The 15,823-nt window shown below is 77.0% G+C and carries 18 protein-coding genes and 1 pseudogene; 10 read left to right on the top strand and 9 right to left on the bottom strand.

Annotated features, from left to right (window positions below; all coding sequences use genetic code 11):
* The first annotated feature begins 6 nt into the window (after positions 1-6).
* A complete protein-coding gene (locus tag AC1VL8_RS09915) occupies positions 7-603 on the top strand; it encodes an RNA polymerase sigma factor (protein ID WP_483075052.1) in 597 nt (198 codons plus the stop codon).
* Positions 600-1,844 carry a CU044_5270 family protein gene (locus AC1VL8_RS09920; protein ID WP_483075053.1) on the top strand — a complete coding sequence of 415 codons (1,245 nt, stop codon included), beginning with the start codon at positions 600-602 and terminating at the stop codon, positions 1,842-1,844. The genes AC1VL8_RS09915 and AC1VL8_RS09920 overlap by 4 nt, the downstream gene beginning before the upstream one ends.
* Before the next feature lie 15 nt (positions 1,845-1,859).
* Here the strand turns inward: AC1VL8_RS09920 and AC1VL8_RS09925 are convergent, their stop codons facing one another.
* The 4 genes and pseudogenes from AC1VL8_RS09925 to AC1VL8_RS09940 form a co-directional block, all read right to left on the bottom strand.
* Positions 1,860-2,720: an NAD(P)H-hydrate dehydratase gene (locus AC1VL8_RS09925; RefSeq protein ID WP_483075054.1), complete on the bottom strand. Its 861-nt coding sequence runs from the start codon at positions 2,718-2,720 to the stop codon at positions 1,860-1,862.
* On the bottom strand, positions 2,713-3,435 hold the full coding sequence (locus AC1VL8_RS09930; RefSeq protein ID WP_483075055.1) for a histidine phosphatase family protein: 723 nt from the start codon (positions 3,433-3,435) through the stop codon (positions 2,713-2,715). Before AC1VL8_RS09930 ends, AC1VL8_RS09925 begins: the two co-directional genes overlap by 8 nt.
* A 265-nt stretch (positions 3,436-3,700) precedes the next feature.
* Positions 3,701-5,241: pseudogene (gene mqo, locus AC1VL8_RS09935) on the bottom strand (malate dehydrogenase (quinone)).
* 249 nt (positions 5,242-5,490) lie between these two features.
* Positions 5,491-5,760, bottom strand: coding sequence for a hypothetical protein (locus AC1VL8_RS09940; protein ID WP_483075056.1), 270 nt, complete (start codon positions 5,758-5,760; stop codon positions 5,491-5,493).
* On the opposite strand from AC1VL8_RS09940, the gene AC1VL8_RS09945 reads away from it, so the two are divergent.
* Genes AC1VL8_RS09945 through AC1VL8_RS09955 form a run of 3 tightly spaced genes read left to right on the top strand, consistent with a single transcriptional unit; the run spans position 5,759 to position 7,598 of the window.
* Complete coding sequence (locus tag AC1VL8_RS09945; RefSeq protein WP_483075057.1) at positions 5,759-6,010, top strand: hypothetical protein; 252 nt, start codon at positions 5,759-5,761, stop codon at positions 6,008-6,010. The two genes, AC1VL8_RS09940 and AC1VL8_RS09945, sit on opposite strands and share 2 nt — an antisense overlap.
* Positions 6,007-7,038, top strand: a complete 1,032-nt coding sequence (locus AC1VL8_RS09950; RefSeq protein ID WP_483075058.1) for an NAD-dependent epimerase/dehydratase family protein — start codon at positions 6,007-6,009, stop codon at positions 7,036-7,038. Before AC1VL8_RS09945 ends, AC1VL8_RS09950 begins: the two co-directional genes overlap by 4 nt.
* A 50-nt stretch (positions 7,039-7,088) precedes the next feature.
* Positions 7,089-7,598, top strand: a complete 510-nt coding sequence (locus AC1VL8_RS09955) for a DsbA family protein (RefSeq protein ID WP_483075059.1) — start codon at positions 7,089-7,091, stop codon at positions 7,596-7,598.
* Here AC1VL8_RS09955 and AC1VL8_RS09960 read toward each other — a convergent pair.
* Complete coding sequence (locus AC1VL8_RS09960) at positions 7,595-8,284, bottom strand: hypothetical protein (protein WP_483075060.1); 690 nt, start codon at positions 8,282-8,284, stop codon at positions 7,595-7,597. The two genes, AC1VL8_RS09955 and AC1VL8_RS09960, sit on opposite strands and share 4 nt — an antisense overlap.
* Positions 8,285-8,324: 40 nt before the next feature.
* Positions 8,325-9,725, bottom strand: a complete 1,401-nt coding sequence (nhaA, locus tag AC1VL8_RS09965; protein ID WP_483075061.1) for a Na+/H+ antiporter NhaA — start codon at positions 9,723-9,725, stop codon at positions 8,325-8,327.
* Positions 9,726-9,851: 126 nt separating this feature from the next.
* On the opposite strand from nhaA, the gene AC1VL8_RS09970 reads away from it, so the two are divergent.
* Entirely contained in the window at positions 9,852-10,706 is an 855-nt protein-coding gene (locus AC1VL8_RS09970; protein WP_483075062.1) for an SDR family NAD(P)-dependent oxidoreductase, read from the top strand.
* A gap of 17 nt (positions 10,707-10,723) precedes the next feature.
* On the opposite strand, the gene AC1VL8_RS09975 is transcribed toward AC1VL8_RS09970, so the two are convergent.
* The 3 genes from AC1VL8_RS09975 to AC1VL8_RS09985 all read right to left on the bottom strand — a co-directional run bounded on the left by AC1VL8_RS09975 (position 10,724) and on the right by AC1VL8_RS09985 (position 12,461).
* On the bottom strand, positions 10,724-11,170 hold the full coding sequence (locus AC1VL8_RS09975) for an HIT family protein (RefSeq protein ID WP_483075063.1): 447 nt from the start codon (positions 11,168-11,170) through the stop codon (positions 10,724-10,726).
* A 154-nt stretch (positions 11,171-11,324) separates the two neighbouring features.
* The gene (locus AC1VL8_RS09980; protein ID WP_483075064.1) at positions 11,325-11,894 is read right to left on the bottom strand and encodes a DUF1697 domain-containing protein; all 570 of its coding nucleotides are present in this window, start codon (positions 11,892-11,894) and stop codon (positions 11,325-11,327) included.
* Between the two features lie 3 nt (positions 11,895-11,897).
* Positions 11,898-12,461, bottom strand: coding sequence for an NYN domain-containing protein (locus tag AC1VL8_RS09985; RefSeq protein WP_389226492.1), 564 nt, complete (start codon positions 12,459-12,461; stop codon positions 11,898-11,900).
* Between the two features lie 119 nt (positions 12,462-12,580).
* On the opposite strand from AC1VL8_RS09985, the gene AC1VL8_RS09990 reads away from it, so the two are divergent.
* The 4 genes from AC1VL8_RS09990 to hemQ all read left to right on the top strand — a co-directional run bounded on the left by AC1VL8_RS09990 (position 12,581) and on the right by hemQ (position 15,797).
* Positions 12,581-13,090 (top strand): MarR family winged helix-turn-helix transcriptional regulator, encoded by a 510-nt coding sequence (locus tag AC1VL8_RS09990; protein WP_483075065.1) that lies wholly within the window; start codon positions 12,581-12,583, stop codon positions 13,088-13,090.
* Positions 13,091-13,264: 174 nt separating this feature from the next.
* Entirely contained in the window at positions 13,265-13,789 is a 525-nt protein-coding gene (locus AC1VL8_RS09995; protein ID WP_389226498.1) for a flavodoxin domain-containing protein, read from the top strand.
* A gap of 80 nt (positions 13,790-13,869) precedes the next feature.
* Positions 13,870-15,063, top strand: a complete 1,194-nt coding sequence (locus AC1VL8_RS10000; RefSeq protein ID WP_389226501.1) for a ferrochelatase — start codon at positions 13,870-13,872, stop codon at positions 15,061-15,063.
* Positions 15,060-15,797, top strand: coding sequence for a hydrogen peroxide-dependent heme synthase (gene hemQ, locus AC1VL8_RS10005; RefSeq protein ID WP_389226504.1), 738 nt, complete (start codon positions 15,060-15,062; stop codon positions 15,795-15,797). The genes AC1VL8_RS10000 and hemQ overlap by 4 nt, the downstream gene beginning before the upstream one ends.
* The last annotated feature ends 26 nt before the right edge of the window (positions 15,798-15,823 follow it).

The following is a 15,823-nucleotide window of genomic DNA, read 5'->3' on the forward strand; positions in this document are numbered from 1 at the left end:
GGTGGCGTGGGGACGCACGGCGACGACGGGCCCGCTGACGGCACGTCGTCCCGCGACGCCGCAGCCGCGTTCGCCGACGTCTACCGGCTGCTCGCCCCGCAGGTCCGGGGGTACGCCCGCCGCCAGGTGCCCGACGACCTCGCCGAGGACGTGGTCGCCGAGACGTTCCTGGTGCTGTGGCGCCGCTGGTCCGACGCGCCCGCCGGCACCGACCTGCGGCCCTGGGTGTTCGGCGTCGCCCGGAACAAGATCCTGCGCGTCCGCGAGCAGCAGCACCGGGCGCTGCGGTCCGTGGCGCACGTCGCCGCCGCCGAGCCGGCCCGCCCGCACGGCGCCGACCCCGCGGACGACGTCGCCGCGGCCGACCGCGCCCGCCGGCTGCTCGCGCATCTGCCGCCCGCCGAGGCCGAGGCGATGGCCCTGACCGTCTGGGCCGGGCTCGCCCCGGCGGAGGCCGCTCAGGTGCTGGGGTGCTCGGTCACCGCCCTCACCTCGCGGCTGAGCCGCGCCCGCACGCGGCTCGCCGCGGTGCTCGGCGCACCGGGCACGACCGACGACGCCGGGGGCCGCCGGGACGACCGCGCGCGGGAGGGAGGACGATGACCGGGCACGAGCACGAGCACGAGCACGAGCAGGACGACGCCGCCCGCGCCGAGGTCGCCGCGCTCCGTGCGCTGCTGGCCGGGGAGGGGCTGGCCGGGGAGGGGCTGGCCGGCGAGGGGCCGGCCGGCGTCGACCCCGCCGACCGGCGCACCGAGGCCGACGACGCGGCGGCGGTCGCGCGGATCCTCGCGCGCGCGGCAGCGGACCCCGTCGACCCCGACGCCGCACCCCGTGCCGCCACCGACCCCGGCGCCCACCCCGCGCCGGTCGTCCCGCTGCGTCGGCGCGCCGCGCGGCGGTGGTTCGTCGCCGCCGGCGCCGCGGCCGCCGCGGTGGCCGCGGTCGTGGTCGGGCTGGGCGTGCTGCCCGGCGACGAGCCGCCGGCGGCCGTCGCGACGGGCTCGCCGCCGATGCTCGCGTACCCGCTCGCCCCCGACCGGCTCGCCGCGGGGGAGGGCGAACCGGCCCGGGTGACCCTCCTCGAGCTGGCCCGCACGGCAGCCGCGCAGACCGACCCCGAGCCCGCGGGCGAGGTCCAGCACGTGCTGTCGCAGAACTGGTGGACGAGCACCACGGTGCACGCGGACGGCTCGACGACGACGATCGACCCGACGGTCCTCGAGACCTGGCTGTCCCCGGACGGCTCCTACGCCGCCGCGGAGTGGCGGGGTGCGCCGCTGGGGGAGGACGGCCTGCTCGAGCCCGTCGACACCGCGCCCGGCAGCGCCGCGGTCGACCGGCTGCCGGCCGGCACGTTCGACGCGGGGCTGGTCGACGCCCTGCCCACCGACCCCGCGCTCCTGCGCGACCGCCTGCTGGAGCCGTACGCGGGGTTCGGCTGCGGGCCCGACGCGGACCCGTCGACCGAGGCGTGGTGCGTCTACACGGCGATCACGGACCTCGCCCTGCGGTACGTGCTCCCCTCGGACGTCGAGGCGGCGGTCTGGACCCTGCTCGCCGAGCAGCCCGGGGTGCGGGTGGCCGGCACGGTCGTCGACCGCGTGGGGCAGGAGGCCGTGGCGCTGTCGGTCCCCGCCGGCCCCGCGGACGTCGACCCCGTCGTCCGGGTGCTGCTCGTGGACCGGGGCACCGGACGGCTGTCGGGGCGCGAGGAGGTCACGCTGTCCTCCGAGGTGCTCGGGTTCACCGAGCCCACGGTGTCGCTGTTCGAGTACGTGATCGCCTCGGACCGGGTCGCGGAGGTCGGGGGCGTCGCGGGCGGGAGCGCGGCCGGCGGCTGACCGGCGAGGACCGCGTCAGGGCTGCAGCTCGACCAGCACCGCCGGCACCTCGTCCGCGAGCTCGCGCGCGAGGTACCCCAGCGGGCCGACGCGCGCCGCCAGCCGGTCGCCCGCCGCGCCGTGGACGGCGGTGCCCCAGCACGCGGCCTGCTCGGGCGGGCAGTCGCCGGCGAGCAGTCCCGCGACCGCCCCGGCGAGCACGTCCCCGCTGCCGGAGGTGCCGAGCCCGGCGTACCCGGTCGCGGAGGACCACCGGCGGCCGTCGGGGTGCGCCACGAGGCCGGCGCACGTGACGACCACGCCCCAGCGGTCGGCGACCCGGGCGGCGGCGTCGGCCGGGTCCGCGTCGTCGGTGCCGAGGAGCCGGGCCGCCTCGGCGAGGTTCGGGGTGAGGACGGTGCGGCCGGCGGGCGGCGTCACGCCGAGCCCCGGCAGCACGCCGAGCGCGAACGCGTCCAGCAGCACGGCGGTGCCCCGGTCGGCCACGGCGTCGAGCACGGTGCGGACCAGCGCGGCCGTGCCGTCCGGCTCGTCCAGGCCGGGTCCGACGACGACCACGTCCGCCCGGTCGATCTCGTCCGCGAGGTGCGGGCCCGGGGCGCCCGTCGGCGACCCGCCGGGGTCCTCGGGCAGCGCTAGCACGCCGGCCTCGGGGGTGGCGACGGCCTGGGCCACCTGGACGGACGCGGCGACCGCGAGGGTCAGCCGGCCCGCGCCGATCCGCAGCGCGGTGATCCCGGTGAGGGCGGCGGCGCCGGGCGTGCGGCGTGCCCCGCCCACCACGAGCACGCCGCCGCGGTCGTCCTTGCTGCCGTCGCGCGCGGGCAGCGGCCAGTCGCGCAGCAGCGCCGGGGTGAGGGCCGGTGCGTCAGTCATCGCCCTGGCCCGGGTGCTCGGTAACAGCCGCGTCGTGGCCGCCGAGGTGGGCGACGTCGTCGACGGACTCCGCCCGCCACAGCCGTGGGCCGCCGACCAGCACGGTCACGGACGCGTTCCGCACGCTGCGGGCGTCGACCTCGGCCATGAGCCGGTCCTCCGTCATCTGCTCGCACACGTAGCGCAGCAGCCAGATCACCGCGTCGTGGCAGACGACGAGCACCCGCCGGTCGGGCTCGGCACGCACCAGGTCGCCGACGACCGAGCGGAGCCGCAGCGCGACGTCGGCCCAGGACTCGCCGCCGGGCGGCCGGTAGTACATCTTGCCGAGGTGGTCCCGCCGGGCGGCCTCGTCGGGGAACCGCTCGGCCACGCCGTGGCTGGTCAGCCCGTCGAGGACGCCGAGCTCCCGGTCGCGCAGGCGCTCGTCGACGACCGTCGGCAGGTCCAGGCCCGCGGACCCCAGGGCGAGCGCGGCGGTGCGCCGGGCGCGGACGTACGGGGAGCACCACACGACCTCGGGGGCGTCCTCGGGCGGCAGCCCGGCTAGGTGGTCGCCGAGCGCCCGCGCCTGGTCCTCGCCGCGGGCGGACAGCGGGGTGTCGGCGTCCCGCGTGGCGATGCCGACGAGGGACGCGCCGCTGCGCTCCGCGCGGGTCGCGGCGACGTTCCCCTCGCTCTCCCCGTGGCGGACGAGCACGAGCCTGCTGGTCATGGACCCACCCTCACAGCGCTCCACGCGGGTCGCATCCGGGCGGGGTCACGACGACCTGTGACGCACTGTGAGCCACATCACACGACAGCGGTGTGACGGATCCGGTAGTGCGCGGGATGTCGGGGAGGTAGACGGTCGGCGGGCGCGGAGGGTGCCCACCGGCGCACGGTGGCCCGTCCGAGCCCGCAGGGGGCGGCTCGGCCGGGCCACCGGTCTGCGGGCCCACCGGTTCGCGCTGGAGCGACCGGGACCCCGCCCGCAGCCGTCAGGCGACCGGCGTGTCCCGGCGGCGCGGCGGCGTGGGGCGCGACGGGCGGCCGGGTCGCGACGCGGTCGTCCGCGCGGCGTCGGCGTCCCGGGGCGCCGACGCCCCCTCGCCGGCGTCCAGGTCCGGGTCGGCGTCGGGCGCCTCGCCGGTCGTGGCGCTGTCCGGCGCGGCGGCGTCCCGGGCCAGCCCGGGCATCATCCGCTCGAGCCGCGGCCGCCAGGCGGGGTACCGGTCCGGGTAGCAGCGCTCGAGCAGGTCGAGCATCGCGGACGCCGCCGTCGACGCGCCGGGCGAGGCGCCCAGCAGGCCGGCGATCGACCCGTCCGCGGCGGTGACGAGCTCGGTGCCGAACTCCAGCACGCCGCCACCCTTGCCGCGCTTGATGACCTGCACGCGCTGGCCCGCGGTGATGAGCTTCCCAGTCGCGGTCGCGGGCCGTCGGCATGAACCCGCGCAGCGTGCGCAGGCGAGCCGCTCGCGACGCGACGACCTCGGTGACGAGGTACTTCAGCAGGTCGAGGTTGTGCAGGCCCACGGCGACCAGCGGCACGAGGTTGCCGGGCCGGATGGTGCGGAGCAGGTCGGTCCACGAGCCCTGCTTGAGGAACTTCATGCTCCAGCCGGCGTACGGCCCGAACAGCAGCGCGGGGGTGTCGTCGACGACCCGGGTGTCGAGGTGCGGGACGGACATCGGCGGCGAGCCCACGGCGGCCTTGCCGTACACCTTCGCGGTGTGCCGGGCGACCAGCGCCGGGTCGGTGGTGCGCAGGAACTGCCCGCTGATCGGGAACCCGCCGTAGCCCCGGGCCTCGGCGATCCCGGACGACTGCAGCAGCCGCAGCGCGCCGCCGCCGGCGCCGATGAACACGAACCGCGCGTCCAGCGTCGACCGCCGGGGGCTGGCGTTCCAGGTGCGGTCGGTGAGGTGCAGCCGCCACCCACCACCGCGCCGGCGGGTCACCCGGCGGACCTCGTGCTGGAGCCGGACGCGGGTGCCGCGGGCGACGAGGTCGTCCACGAGGTGCCGGGTGAGGGCGCCGAAGTCCACGTCGAGGCCGTCGGCCGCGCGGGTCGCGGCGACCGGCTCGTCGGGGTCGCGGCCCTCGAGCACGAGCGGCGCCCAGGTCGCGATCGTCGCGGGGTCGTCGGAGAACTCGAGGTGCGCGAACCGCGGGTGGGCGGTCAGCGCGGCGTGCCGGCGGCGGAGGTAGTCGACGTCCGCCGCGCCGCGCACGAAGGTCAGGTGCGGCACGGGGGAGCGGAACCGGTCGTCCGGGATCCGGCCCGTGGCGCGCAGGTGGTCCCACAGCTCGCAGGACAGCTCGAACTGCTCGTTGATCGTGACGGCCTTGGCGATCTCGATCGTGCCGTCGGGCCGCTCGGGGGTGTAGTTCAGCTCGCAGAGCGCGGCGTGCCCGGTGCCGGCGTTGTTCCAGCCGCCGGTGCTCTCCAGGGCGATCCCGTCCAGCCGCTCGACGATCTCGATCCGCCAGGACGGCTCGAGCTTCCGAGAGCAGCGTGGCGAGGGTCGCGGACATGATGCCGCCACCCACCAGGACGACGTCGACCGGTTCCACCGTTGAGGACACCGCTCGATGGTAACCAGCGCGAGGGCCCCCTCGTGCACCATCGCCGCGACGCGGACGCCAGGGACCTCGGTCCCAGGGGTGGCACCGGCTCGGGGTGCGCCGGGGGTCCGGCGGTGCCAGCGTGGGTGGATGAGCACCCGCGACAGCGCGCACGGCCCGGTCGACCGCGTCCTCCTGCAGTCCTACCTGGGCGACCACCTAGGCGGCGCCGTCGGCGGCAGCGCGCGGTTCGCCCGGATGGCCGAGGCGTACGCGCGGACGCCGCTCGGCCCGGCGCTCGCGCGGATCGCGCAGCAGGTCGCCGACGAGCGCGAGTGGCTCCGGGAGACGGCGCACCGGCTCGAGGTCCGGCCGAGCCTGGTCAAGCGCGTCGGCATCGCCGTGACCGAGCGCGTCGGCCGGCTCAAGCCCAACGGGCGGCTGACGGACGCGTCCCCGCTGTCCGCCGTCCTGGAGCTTCGACCTCATGCGCGCCGCGGTCACCGCCAAGCGCGGCCTGTGGGAGACCCTGGAGATCTGGGCCGACGACCTCGACCTGGACGACGCCACGGTGCAGCGCATGCTGACGCAGGCCGACGACCAGATCGCCACCCTGAAGCGCCTCGGGGCGGTCGCCCGCGAGCAGGCGTTCACCCGCCGCGCGGAGCCCGGTGGCGACGGCCCGCCCGTGCAGCCGGTCGGCACGCTGCGCACCACGCCGCCGCTGGACCCGGCATGAGGGTCGTCGTCATCGGGGCCAGCGGGAACGTCGGCACGGCCCTGCTGCGCCGGCTGCGCACCGACCCGACCGTCACGTCGCTGGTCGGCGTCGTCCGTCGCCCGCCCCGGGGGGAGGTCCCCGCGCCGTACGACACCGCCGAGTGGCACGGCATCGACATCGGGGCGCCCGGCCCGGACGGTCCGGTCGTCGAGCGGCTGGCCCGGGTGCTCGCCGGCGCGGACGCGGCCGTGCACCTCGCGTGGCTGATCCAGCCGAGCCACGACCGCGACCTCCTGCGGCGCACGCACGTCGACGGGACGCGCCGGGTCCTCGCCGCCGTCGTCGCCGCGGCCGTCCCGCACCTGGTCGTCGCGTCCTCCGTCGGCGCGTACGCCCCGTCGTACGGCGAGCAGCCACGGGACGAGGACTGGGACCTCGGCGGCGTCCGCACGTCGTCGTACAGCGTCGACAAGGTGGCCGTCGAGCGGCTGCTCGACGAGGCCGAGCTGCGCCACCCCGGTCTCGCGGTCGCCCGGCTGCGCCCCGCGCTGGTGTTCCAGCGCGCCGCGGGGTCGCAGATCAAGCGGTACTTCCTCGGGCCGCTGGTGCCGACGCGGCTCCTCGAGGGCCACCTGCCGACGCTGCCGTGGCCCGCGGGGCTGCACGTGCAGGCGGTGCACGCCGACGACCTCGCCGACGCCTACCGGGAGACGGTCGTCCGGCAGGCCCGCGGGCCGTTCAACATCGCCGGGCCCGGCCTGGTGCGCGCGTCCGACGTGGCCGACGTCCTGTCGCAGGGCCGGTGGCGCGAGGTCCCGCACGCGCCGGTCCGCACGGCGCTGGCGGCGGCCTGGCACGCGCGCCTCGCACCGGTCGGCCCGGGCTGGTTCGACCTGGCCGTCGCCGCACCCGTGCTCGACACGGGGCGCGCCGAGCGAGAGCTGGGGTTCCGGCCCCGGTACACCGGCGTGCAGGCGGTCCGGGACCTGCTCGACGGCCTGGTGCGCGGCCGGGGCACGGCGAGCCCGCCGATGCGCCCCCGCTGAGCCGGGCGTCCCCGGCGTCCCGGAGCGCCCGACGCGGCATGCTGGGACCCATGCCGACCGACCGCCTGCCGACCGACCGCCTCGTCCTGGGCGACCCCGCCGCGCCCGTCACCGTCGCCGAGTTCGGCGACCTCGAGTGCCCGTACTGCCGGTCCGCCGCCCCCGTGCTGCGCGCGCTCGTGGAGGAGTCCGGCGGCCGGGTGCGGCTCGTGTGGCACCACTTCCCGCTGTTCCAGGTCCACCCGCACGCGCTGATCGCGGCGCTCGCGGCCGAGGCCGCCGCCGAGCAGGGCCGGTTCTGGGAGATGCAGGAGGCGCTGTTCGCCCAGCAGGACCGGCTCGCGGAGCCCGATCTGCGCGCCGTCGGCGCCCGGCTGGGGCTGGACCCGGACCTCGTCGCCGGGCCGGGCGCGCAGCGGTTCGCCGACCTCGTCGAGGCGGACTACCTCGGCGGGCTCGACCTGGGCGTCCGGGGCACGCCGACGCTGCTGGTGCAGGGGGAGCGGTACCGCGGGCCGATCGAGCTGCCGGCGCTGCGGGCGGCCGTCGCCGCGGTCTAGTCCCGGACCACCCGGAACGTCACGACGTCCAGCGCGGCGTCGGGCGGCAGGTCCGGGTAGTGCCGCAGCAGCGACCCGTGCAGGGCCACGTCCGCGGGGACGCCGGGGTCGAGCCGCCGGGGCTCGACAGCGTCCACCACGCCGCGGAGCCGACGCACGGGGGTGTCCTCGCCCTCCTCGAACACGAGCCACGCCGGCCCGGGGTCCACCGGGTCCTCGTACCGCACGGTGGTGGTCTTGCGCCCCGCGACGACGTCGTCGTAGTACGCCGGGCTGAACCGGACGAGCCGCTCCGGCGCGGCGTCGGGGTGCCGGTACGACGTCGGCAGCAGCGTCCGGACCGGTACGGCGTCGGGGCCGTCGGCGCCCGGCACGAGCACGTGCGCGTCGGGGTGCAGGTCGAGCAGCACCTGGCGGCAGCGCCCGCAGGGCGGCAGGACGTCGCGGCCCCCGTCGCCGACCGCCGCCACCAGGAGCAGCGGTCCCGCGCCGGCCGCGGCGGCGACGCCGAGCACGACCAGCTCCGCGCAGGGCCCGCCGGTGAAGTGGTGCACGTTCACCGCGGTGTGCACCCGCCCGGTGGTGTCCACCGCCGCCGCGGCGACGGTGTGCTCGGGACGGCCGGTCAGGACGGCGGCCTGGGCGCGCGCGGCGTCGAGGACGCGCCGCTCGTCGGGGTGCAGCATCGGCCCATCCTCACAGGTCGGGGGTGCGTGCGGGCCCGGTTCAGGACCCCGCGACCCAGGGCCGCGGCGGCAGCCCCGGCGGCGGGTCCTCGGCGGGCGAGCAGAGCGGGAGCCGGTCGCCGAGGATCCGCAGCAGCACGGTCCCGATGACGGCGGCGATCAGCGACCCCGCGAGGATGCCGATCTTCGCCTGCTCGCGCAGCGCCCCCTCGAACGCCAGCTCCGCGATGAACAGCGAGATCGTGAAGCCGATGCCCGCGAGCACCGCCCCGCCGACCAGGTGGCCCCACCGCACGCGGCCCGGCAGCACGCCCAGCCCGGTGCGGATCGCGAGCGTCGCCGCGCCGGTGATGCCGATCGTGTTGCCGAGCACCAGCGCCACCGCGACGCCGATCGTCACCGGGGAGGTCGCGGCGGCGCGCAGGGCCTCGGCGTCGAGGCGCACGCCCGCGTTCGCCAGGCCGAACACCGGCACGATCACGTACGCGGACCAGGGGTGCAGCACCCGCTGCAGCCGCTCGCTCGCGGGCACCGCCGCACGTGCGGCCAGCTCGGTCAGCCGCTCGCGCGCCGCGGTGGTGTCCGCGACCAGCCCGTCCGCCCAGCGCGGCACGGCGTCGACCTGGGACTGCGGCATCGCCCGCGACGGCAGCAGCAGGCCGACGAGCACGCCCGCCAGGGTCGCGTGCACGCCCGAGGCGTTCACCGCCAGCCACAGCGCGATGCCGACGAGCGCGTACGGCGTCAGCCGCCAGACCCGCAGCCAGCGCAGCGCGACCAGCCCCGCGACCAGCACGCCCGCCACCGCCAGGGCCACCAGGTCGACGCCGTCGTTGTAGAAGACCGCCATCACGGTGATCGCGCCGATGTCGTCGACGATCGCGAGCGTCAGCAGGAACAGCCGGAGCCGGTCCGGGCACGCCGGGCCGAACAGCGCCAGGATGCCGACCAGGAACGCCGTGTCCGTCGACATCACGACGCCCCAGCCGTGCGCGGCCTCGGTGCCGGCGTTGAACGCCAGGTAGATCAGCGCGGGCACGGCGAGCCCGCCGAGCGCCCCGAGCGCCGGGACCGCGATCGTGCGCCGGTCGCGCAGCTCGCCGCTGGTGACCTCCCGGTTGATCTCCAGCCCGACGACGCAGAAGAACACGGCCATCGCCGCGTCGTTCACCCAGTGGTGCAGGTCGAGGTCCAGGCCGAACGGTCCCAGGTGGAACCCCGCGGACGTCGACCAGAGCGTGTCGTAGGAGCCGGCCAGCGGCGAGTTCGCCCACACCAGCGCCAGCACGGTCGCCGCGAGCAGGAAGATCGCGCTGCCGGCCTCCGTCGCGAGGAAGTCCCGCACCGACGGGCTGACCGAGGGCAGCCGCACCCGCAGCGGCGGGCCGGGGAGCGTCCGCTCGGCGTCGGTGCTGGGCGGTCCGGCGGCGTCCGTGGCCACGGCGGCTCCTTGGGTGACGGCTGAGGGGGGCGGCGGGACACCGTGGCCCCGTCGCCGGTCAACGTCCCTGCGTGCGCCAGTATGCCGACCGGGCGCCGCCCGCGTCAGGTGCGCGACGATGGGGACATGACGACGCGCACGACGCCCACGCCGCACCCCGCCCCCCGCACCGCCCTCGTCACCGGCGCCGGTCGCGGCATCGGCCGGGGGATCGCCCTCGGCCTGGTCCGCGCGGGCTGGGACGTCGCGCTGGTCGGCCGCACGCGGGCGCACCTCGACGCGGTCGCCGCCGAGGCCCGGGCGGTGCTCGACGCCGAGGGGCGGGGCGCGGCGCGGGTGCTCGTCGCGCAGGCCGACGTCGTGGACGCCGAGGCGGTCGCCGGGGCCGTGGCGCGCGTCGAGGGCGAGCTCGGCGGGATCGGGCTGCTCGTGAACAACGCCGGCGTCATCGAGCAGCGCGAGACGGACCTCGCGGCCGACGACGTCGAGGACGTGTGGCGGGTCATCGAGGTCAACGTGCGCGGGCCGCTGCTGGTCACGCACGCGGTGCTCCCCGGGATGCTCGCGCGCGGGTCCGGGCACGTGGTGAACATCAACTCCGGCTCCGGGCACCGGCCCTCGCCCGTCTACACCGGCTACGGGATCAGCAAGGGGGCGCTCGCCCGGCTGACCACGATGCTCGACCGGCAGTACGCCGACCGCGGGGTGCGGGTGCTCGACGTCGCGCCGGGCGTCGTCGTCACGGACATGACCCAGGCGATGCCGCTGCACGACGAGCGCAGCGAGTGGACGCCCGTCGAGGCGACCGTCGAGCTGGTCGACGCGTTCGGGTCCGGGCGCCTCGACGCGCTGTCGGGGCGGTTCGTGCGCGCCGGCACCGACACACCGGACACGCTCGCGGCGGTCGCCGACCGGATCCTGGCGGCCGACGCGCGCACGCTGCGGCTCGCCGCGTACGGCGACGACGACCCGGTGGCCTGACACCGCACGCCGGCAGGTCAGAGCGCCGGGGACCCCAGTGCCGCGGGGACGTGCGCCCCGTGACCGGCGGCGCGCAGGGCGGCACGCAGGCGCTCGGCGGCCGCGTCGAGCTGCTCGGCGGGCAGGTCGTGCCGGGCGTTCGCGAAGCTCAGCTCGCCCTCGCCCCACACCGGCAGGACGTGCAGGTGCAGGTGCGGCACCTCGAACCCGGCGACGACCAGCGCGGCCCGGGGGGCGTCCCACGCGGTCTCCTGCGCACGGCCGATCGCCTTGGCGACCCCCGTGAGGTGCGCGAGCAGGTGATCGTCGGCGTCGGTGAACCGGGGCACCTCGGCCCGCGGGACCACCAGCACGTGGCCGTCGGTGATCGGCGCGATGGTCCCGAAGGCCACCGCGTGCTCGTCGGCCCACACGAACCGGCCGGGGATCTCGCCGTCGATGATGCGGCTGAACAGCGTCGTCATGCCGCCCACGCTACCCACCCCGCTCCGCGCGCCGCCCACCCCGCTCCGCGCGCCGACGAGAGGTCACGACACGCTGGCGCACCCGTGGCACGACCCGCGTGTCGTGACCTCTCGCGCGGGCGCAGGGGTCGGGCGCAGGGGTCGGGAGCAGGGGTCAGGGCGCGAGGCGGGTGTGCAGGGCCTGGACCGTGCGCCAGCTGCGGCCCGTGCCGGTGCGGCCGGCGAGGCGGTCGAGGACGGCGGCGGTGACCTTCGACCGGCCGATGCCGTCGGGGTAGTGCACGTAGCCCTCCCGGCCGCGGACGGTGCCGCGCTCGCGCCCGTACCGGCCGAGGTCGAGCGGCCCGGGCGGCACGTCGCCGTCCCAGAACACCACGACGAGGTGCGCGGGGTCGGCGGCCGCCTCGTCGGGGTAGGGGTTGCCGGCCACGACGTCGTCCACCTGCGCGCGGGTCCGCACGGTCAGCGCGAGCGGCCGACCCAGGCGGTCGCCCAGGTCGGCGGTCAGCGCGCCGGCGAGCGCGTCGACCGTCCCCGGCGAGCCCGCGGCCGGGGTCAGCAGCAGGTTGCCGGTGGCGAGGTGCGTCGCGACGTCGGTGTGCCCGAGCGCCGTCGCCGCCGCGCGGAGGTCGGCCATCGGCAGCGTGCCCGTCCCACCGACGTTGACCGCGCGGAGCAGCACGAGCACGCGCTCGCCCGCCGGGACGGGGACGTCGGCGGCCACGGGTTACAGGTAGCGCAGCGGGTCGAACTCCTCCAGCGGGATGATCCGCAGGCGGGGGAGCGTGACGTTGAAGGCCTTCACGTCGGACTCGAGGTCGAACGCCTGGAGCCCGCGCTCGGCCATGCTGGACAGCTGGGTGCTGGTGAACTCGCGGAACGCGAGCAGCCCGACGCGGCGGTCGGTGCCGAGCAGCGCCTCGATCTCCGGGGCGAAGTCGCCGTCGTGCGAGGCCAGCAGCACGTCGCCGTCGCGGGAGGCCAGCGCCTCGAGCGTGCGCTTGATGCCGATGTCGACGACCTTGCCCTCGCCGGCCAGCGGGATCGGCTGGTACCCGATCGCCAGCAGCGCCTGCACGAACGACATCGGCAGCGAGCCGGAGGTGGCGTTGAGGAAGAACAGGCCCTTGGTCGGCCGGCCCCACTGGCGCTCCGCGAAGTCGAGCACGCGCTCCCAGCGGGGGCGCTGCTCGGGCGTCGGCCGCCCGTTGAGGATGGACGACCCGAGGGTCGCGTCGATGTTCTCGCCGTCGACCAGCACGTACGTCGAGCGGACGCCGTCGTTCTGCATGTCGGCCAGCGTAGGCGGTCGGCGGCCCCGCCGGGTGCCGACGGGCGGAACAGCGACGGGGGTGCCCGGGTTGGGGCAGGGTGGATGCGAACGCATGGACCGACCGGACCGGGGACCTGATGGACGAGCAGACCGACGAGCGCCCGGCCGACGAGCACCCCGTCGACGTGCGCGCGGCCGCCGCCGCGTGGGAGGAGCTGTTCCGCGCGCAGGTCGCGATCATGCGCCGGCTGCAGCGCGACCCGATCTGGGAGCGCGTCACCCTGCGCGAGTACGACGTGCTGTTCACGCTGTCGACCGCGCCGGGCGGGCTGCGGCTGCGCGACCTCGCGGAGCACAGCCTGCTGAGCCAGCCGAGCCTGAGCCGGATGGTCGAGCGGCTCGCGGACGCGGGCTGGGTGCACCGGGGGCCGGCCGCGGGGGACGGGCGCGGCGTCGTCGTGACGCTGACCGACGCCGGGGCGGCCCTGCAGCGGGAGGTCGGCCGTCGGCACGTGCAGGCGATCGCCCACTACGTCGGTGGGGCGCTGGACGACGCGCGGCTGGCCGAGCTGACCGCGCTCACCGGCGCGCTGCGCACCGCCCAGCGCGGCATCCCCGACCTGGTCCGGCCGCCCGCGGGAGCCTGAGGGCCGGGCACCGGAGCGGGGCATGACCCCGGTCACACCCGACGCGCGGACGGCCCCGCAGGGACCTCCGGCCCACGCGCCCGGGCGCGGCGCCACGGACGATGGTGCAGGCGGGACGGGCACGTGCTCGGTCCGTGACCACCACCGACCGAGCAGCCGCAGGAGGGCAGAGGGATGCAGATCCTGGTGACGGTGGCCTCGCGCCACGGGGCCACCGCGGAGATCGGCACCGCCGTGGCGGACGTGCTTCGCGCCGACGGCCACGTCGTGGACGAGGTCGCGCCGCAGGACGTGACCGACGTCGAGCGGTACGACGCCGTGGTGCTCGGGTCCGCCGTGTACACCGCGCACTGGCTGTCGCCGGCGCGCGACCTCGCGGCCCGGCTCGCCCCGCAGCTGCGCGACCGCGCGGTCTGGGTGTTCTCCTCCGGTCTCGCCACGCAGCCCGCGGCGTCCGCGAACAGCCCGCACGAGCTCCGCGCCCTGATCCAGGACGTCGGCGCGCTCGGGCACCGGGCGTTCGCCGGCCGGCTGCGGCGCGCGGACCTGGCGTTCGCCGAGCGCGCGATCATCGCCGGCGCACGCGCCAAGGAGGGCGACCACCGCGACTTCGAGGCCGTCGAGGCGTGGGCCCGGCAGATCGCCGCCGAGCTGCGCACCCGCGAGGGCGCCGTCGCGGGGGCCGTGGCCGGGTTCTGACACCGCGTCGCGACAAGATCACGCCCCGGGTCGACCGGGCTCGACAGGGCCGTCCCGGCGGTCGGTGGGATGATGGCGCGGTGACTTCCCCCACCCTGACGTCGTCGTCGCTCGCACCGTACGACGCCGTGCTCCTGCTCTCGTTCGGCGGACCGGAGAAGCCCGAGGACGTGCTGCCCTTCATGCGCAACGTCACGCGCGGCAAGGGCATCCCCGAGGAGCGCCTGGTCGAGGTCAGCCAGCACTACGCGCTGTTCGGCGGGCGCAGCCCGATCAACGACCAGAACCGCGCGCTGCTGGCCGCCCTGCGGGCCGAGCTGGACGCGCGCGGCGTCGAGACCCCGCTCGTCTGGGGCAACCGGAACTGGGAGCCGTTCACCGACGGCGCCCTGGCCGGCCTCCGGGACGCGGGCGCCCACCGGGTGCTCGCGCTCGTGACCAGCGCGTACGGCTCCTACTCGGGCTGCCGCCAGTACCGCGAGCACGTCGCCGCGGCGCTGGAGGAGGTCCCCGGCACGCAGGACGTGCGCGTCGACAAGCTGCGGCACTACTTCAACCACCCCGGGTTCGTCCGCGCGAACGCCGACGCGGTGGTCGAGGCGTTCGGCACGCTGAGCGAGCGCACCGGCCGCCCGGTCGCCGAGCTGCTGGCCGACGCCCCGCTGCTGTTCGTCACGCACTCCATCCCGCTCGCGATGCAGGACGGCTCCGCCGCGGCCCGCCCCGGGTACGTCGCGCAGCACGAGGACGCCTGCCGGCAGGTCGCCGACCTGGTCGCCGCCGAGCTGGGCGCGGCGCCGTCGTGGAGCCTGGCGTTCTGCTCCCGGTCCGGCCCGCCGTCGCAGCCGTGGCTCGAGCCCGACGTCAACGACGTGCTCACCGAGCGGGCCGCGGCGGGCACCACCGCGTTCGTGATGTCGCCGATCGGGTTCGTCTCCGACCACATGGAGGTCGCCTACGACCTCGACACCGAGGCGATGGCCACCGCCGAGGGGCTGGGCGTCACCGCGGTGCGCGCCGGGTCGGCCTCGACCCGGGCGCCGTTCGTCGCCGGCCTGGTCGACCTGCTGCTCGAGCGTGCCGCCGCCGAGCGCGGCGAGGACCCCGAGCGCGTCACCGTCGGCGACCTCGGCCCGTGGCCCGACGTCTGCGCCGTGGGGTGCTGCTTCCAGCGCGCCGGCGTCGAGACCGGGCTCCCCGCGATCTCCGGGGCGGGCGACGTCCCGCCCCACGCCGGAAGCACCGACAGCCCCGAAGGAGCACCCGCACGATGACCAGCACCACCGAGCACGCCGGAGGCCACGGCCCCGAGGTCGCCGACGAGATCAACGCCTCGATCCGCTACGCGATGTACGCGGTCTTCGAGACGTCCTCCGGTCTGCCCGCCGACGCCGCCGAGCGCCGCCGGGTCGTCGACGCCGCGCTGGCCGCGCTCACCGGGCCCGACGCGCCCGAGGGCCTGGTCGTGCGCGGCTGGTACGACGTCGCGGGCCTGCGGGCCGACGCGGACCTCATGGTCTGGTGGTGGGCGCCGACGGTCGAGGCCGTCCAGGAGGCGTTCCACCGGCTGCGCGCCAGCGAGCTCGGCGAGCACCTGCTGCCCGTCTGGTCGGTCGTGGCGATGCACCGCCCGGCGGAGTTCAACCGCGGCCACGTCCCGGCGTTCCTCGCGGGGGAGTCGGCGGGGGCGTACCTGTGCGTGTACCCGTTCGTGCGGTCCTACGAGTGGTACCTGCTCAGCGACGAGGAGCGGCGCGAGCTCCTGCGCGAGCACGGCCACGCCGCCCGCGACTACGCCGACGTCCGGGCCAACACCCTGTCGTCGTTCGCGCTCGGCGACTACGAGTGGATCCTCGGGTTCGAGGCCGACGAGCTGCACCGGATCGTGGACCTCATGCGTGACCTGCGGGCCACCGGCGCGCGCCGGCACGTCCGCGAGGAGGTGCCGTTCTACACCGGCCCGCGCGTCGAGCTGGCCGAGTGGGCGGAGCGGCAGCCGCGGGGCTGAGCGGCGCACCGGGGTCGACCTGCGCA

The organism is Cellulomonas sp. KU4C (genome assembly GCF_056868065.1).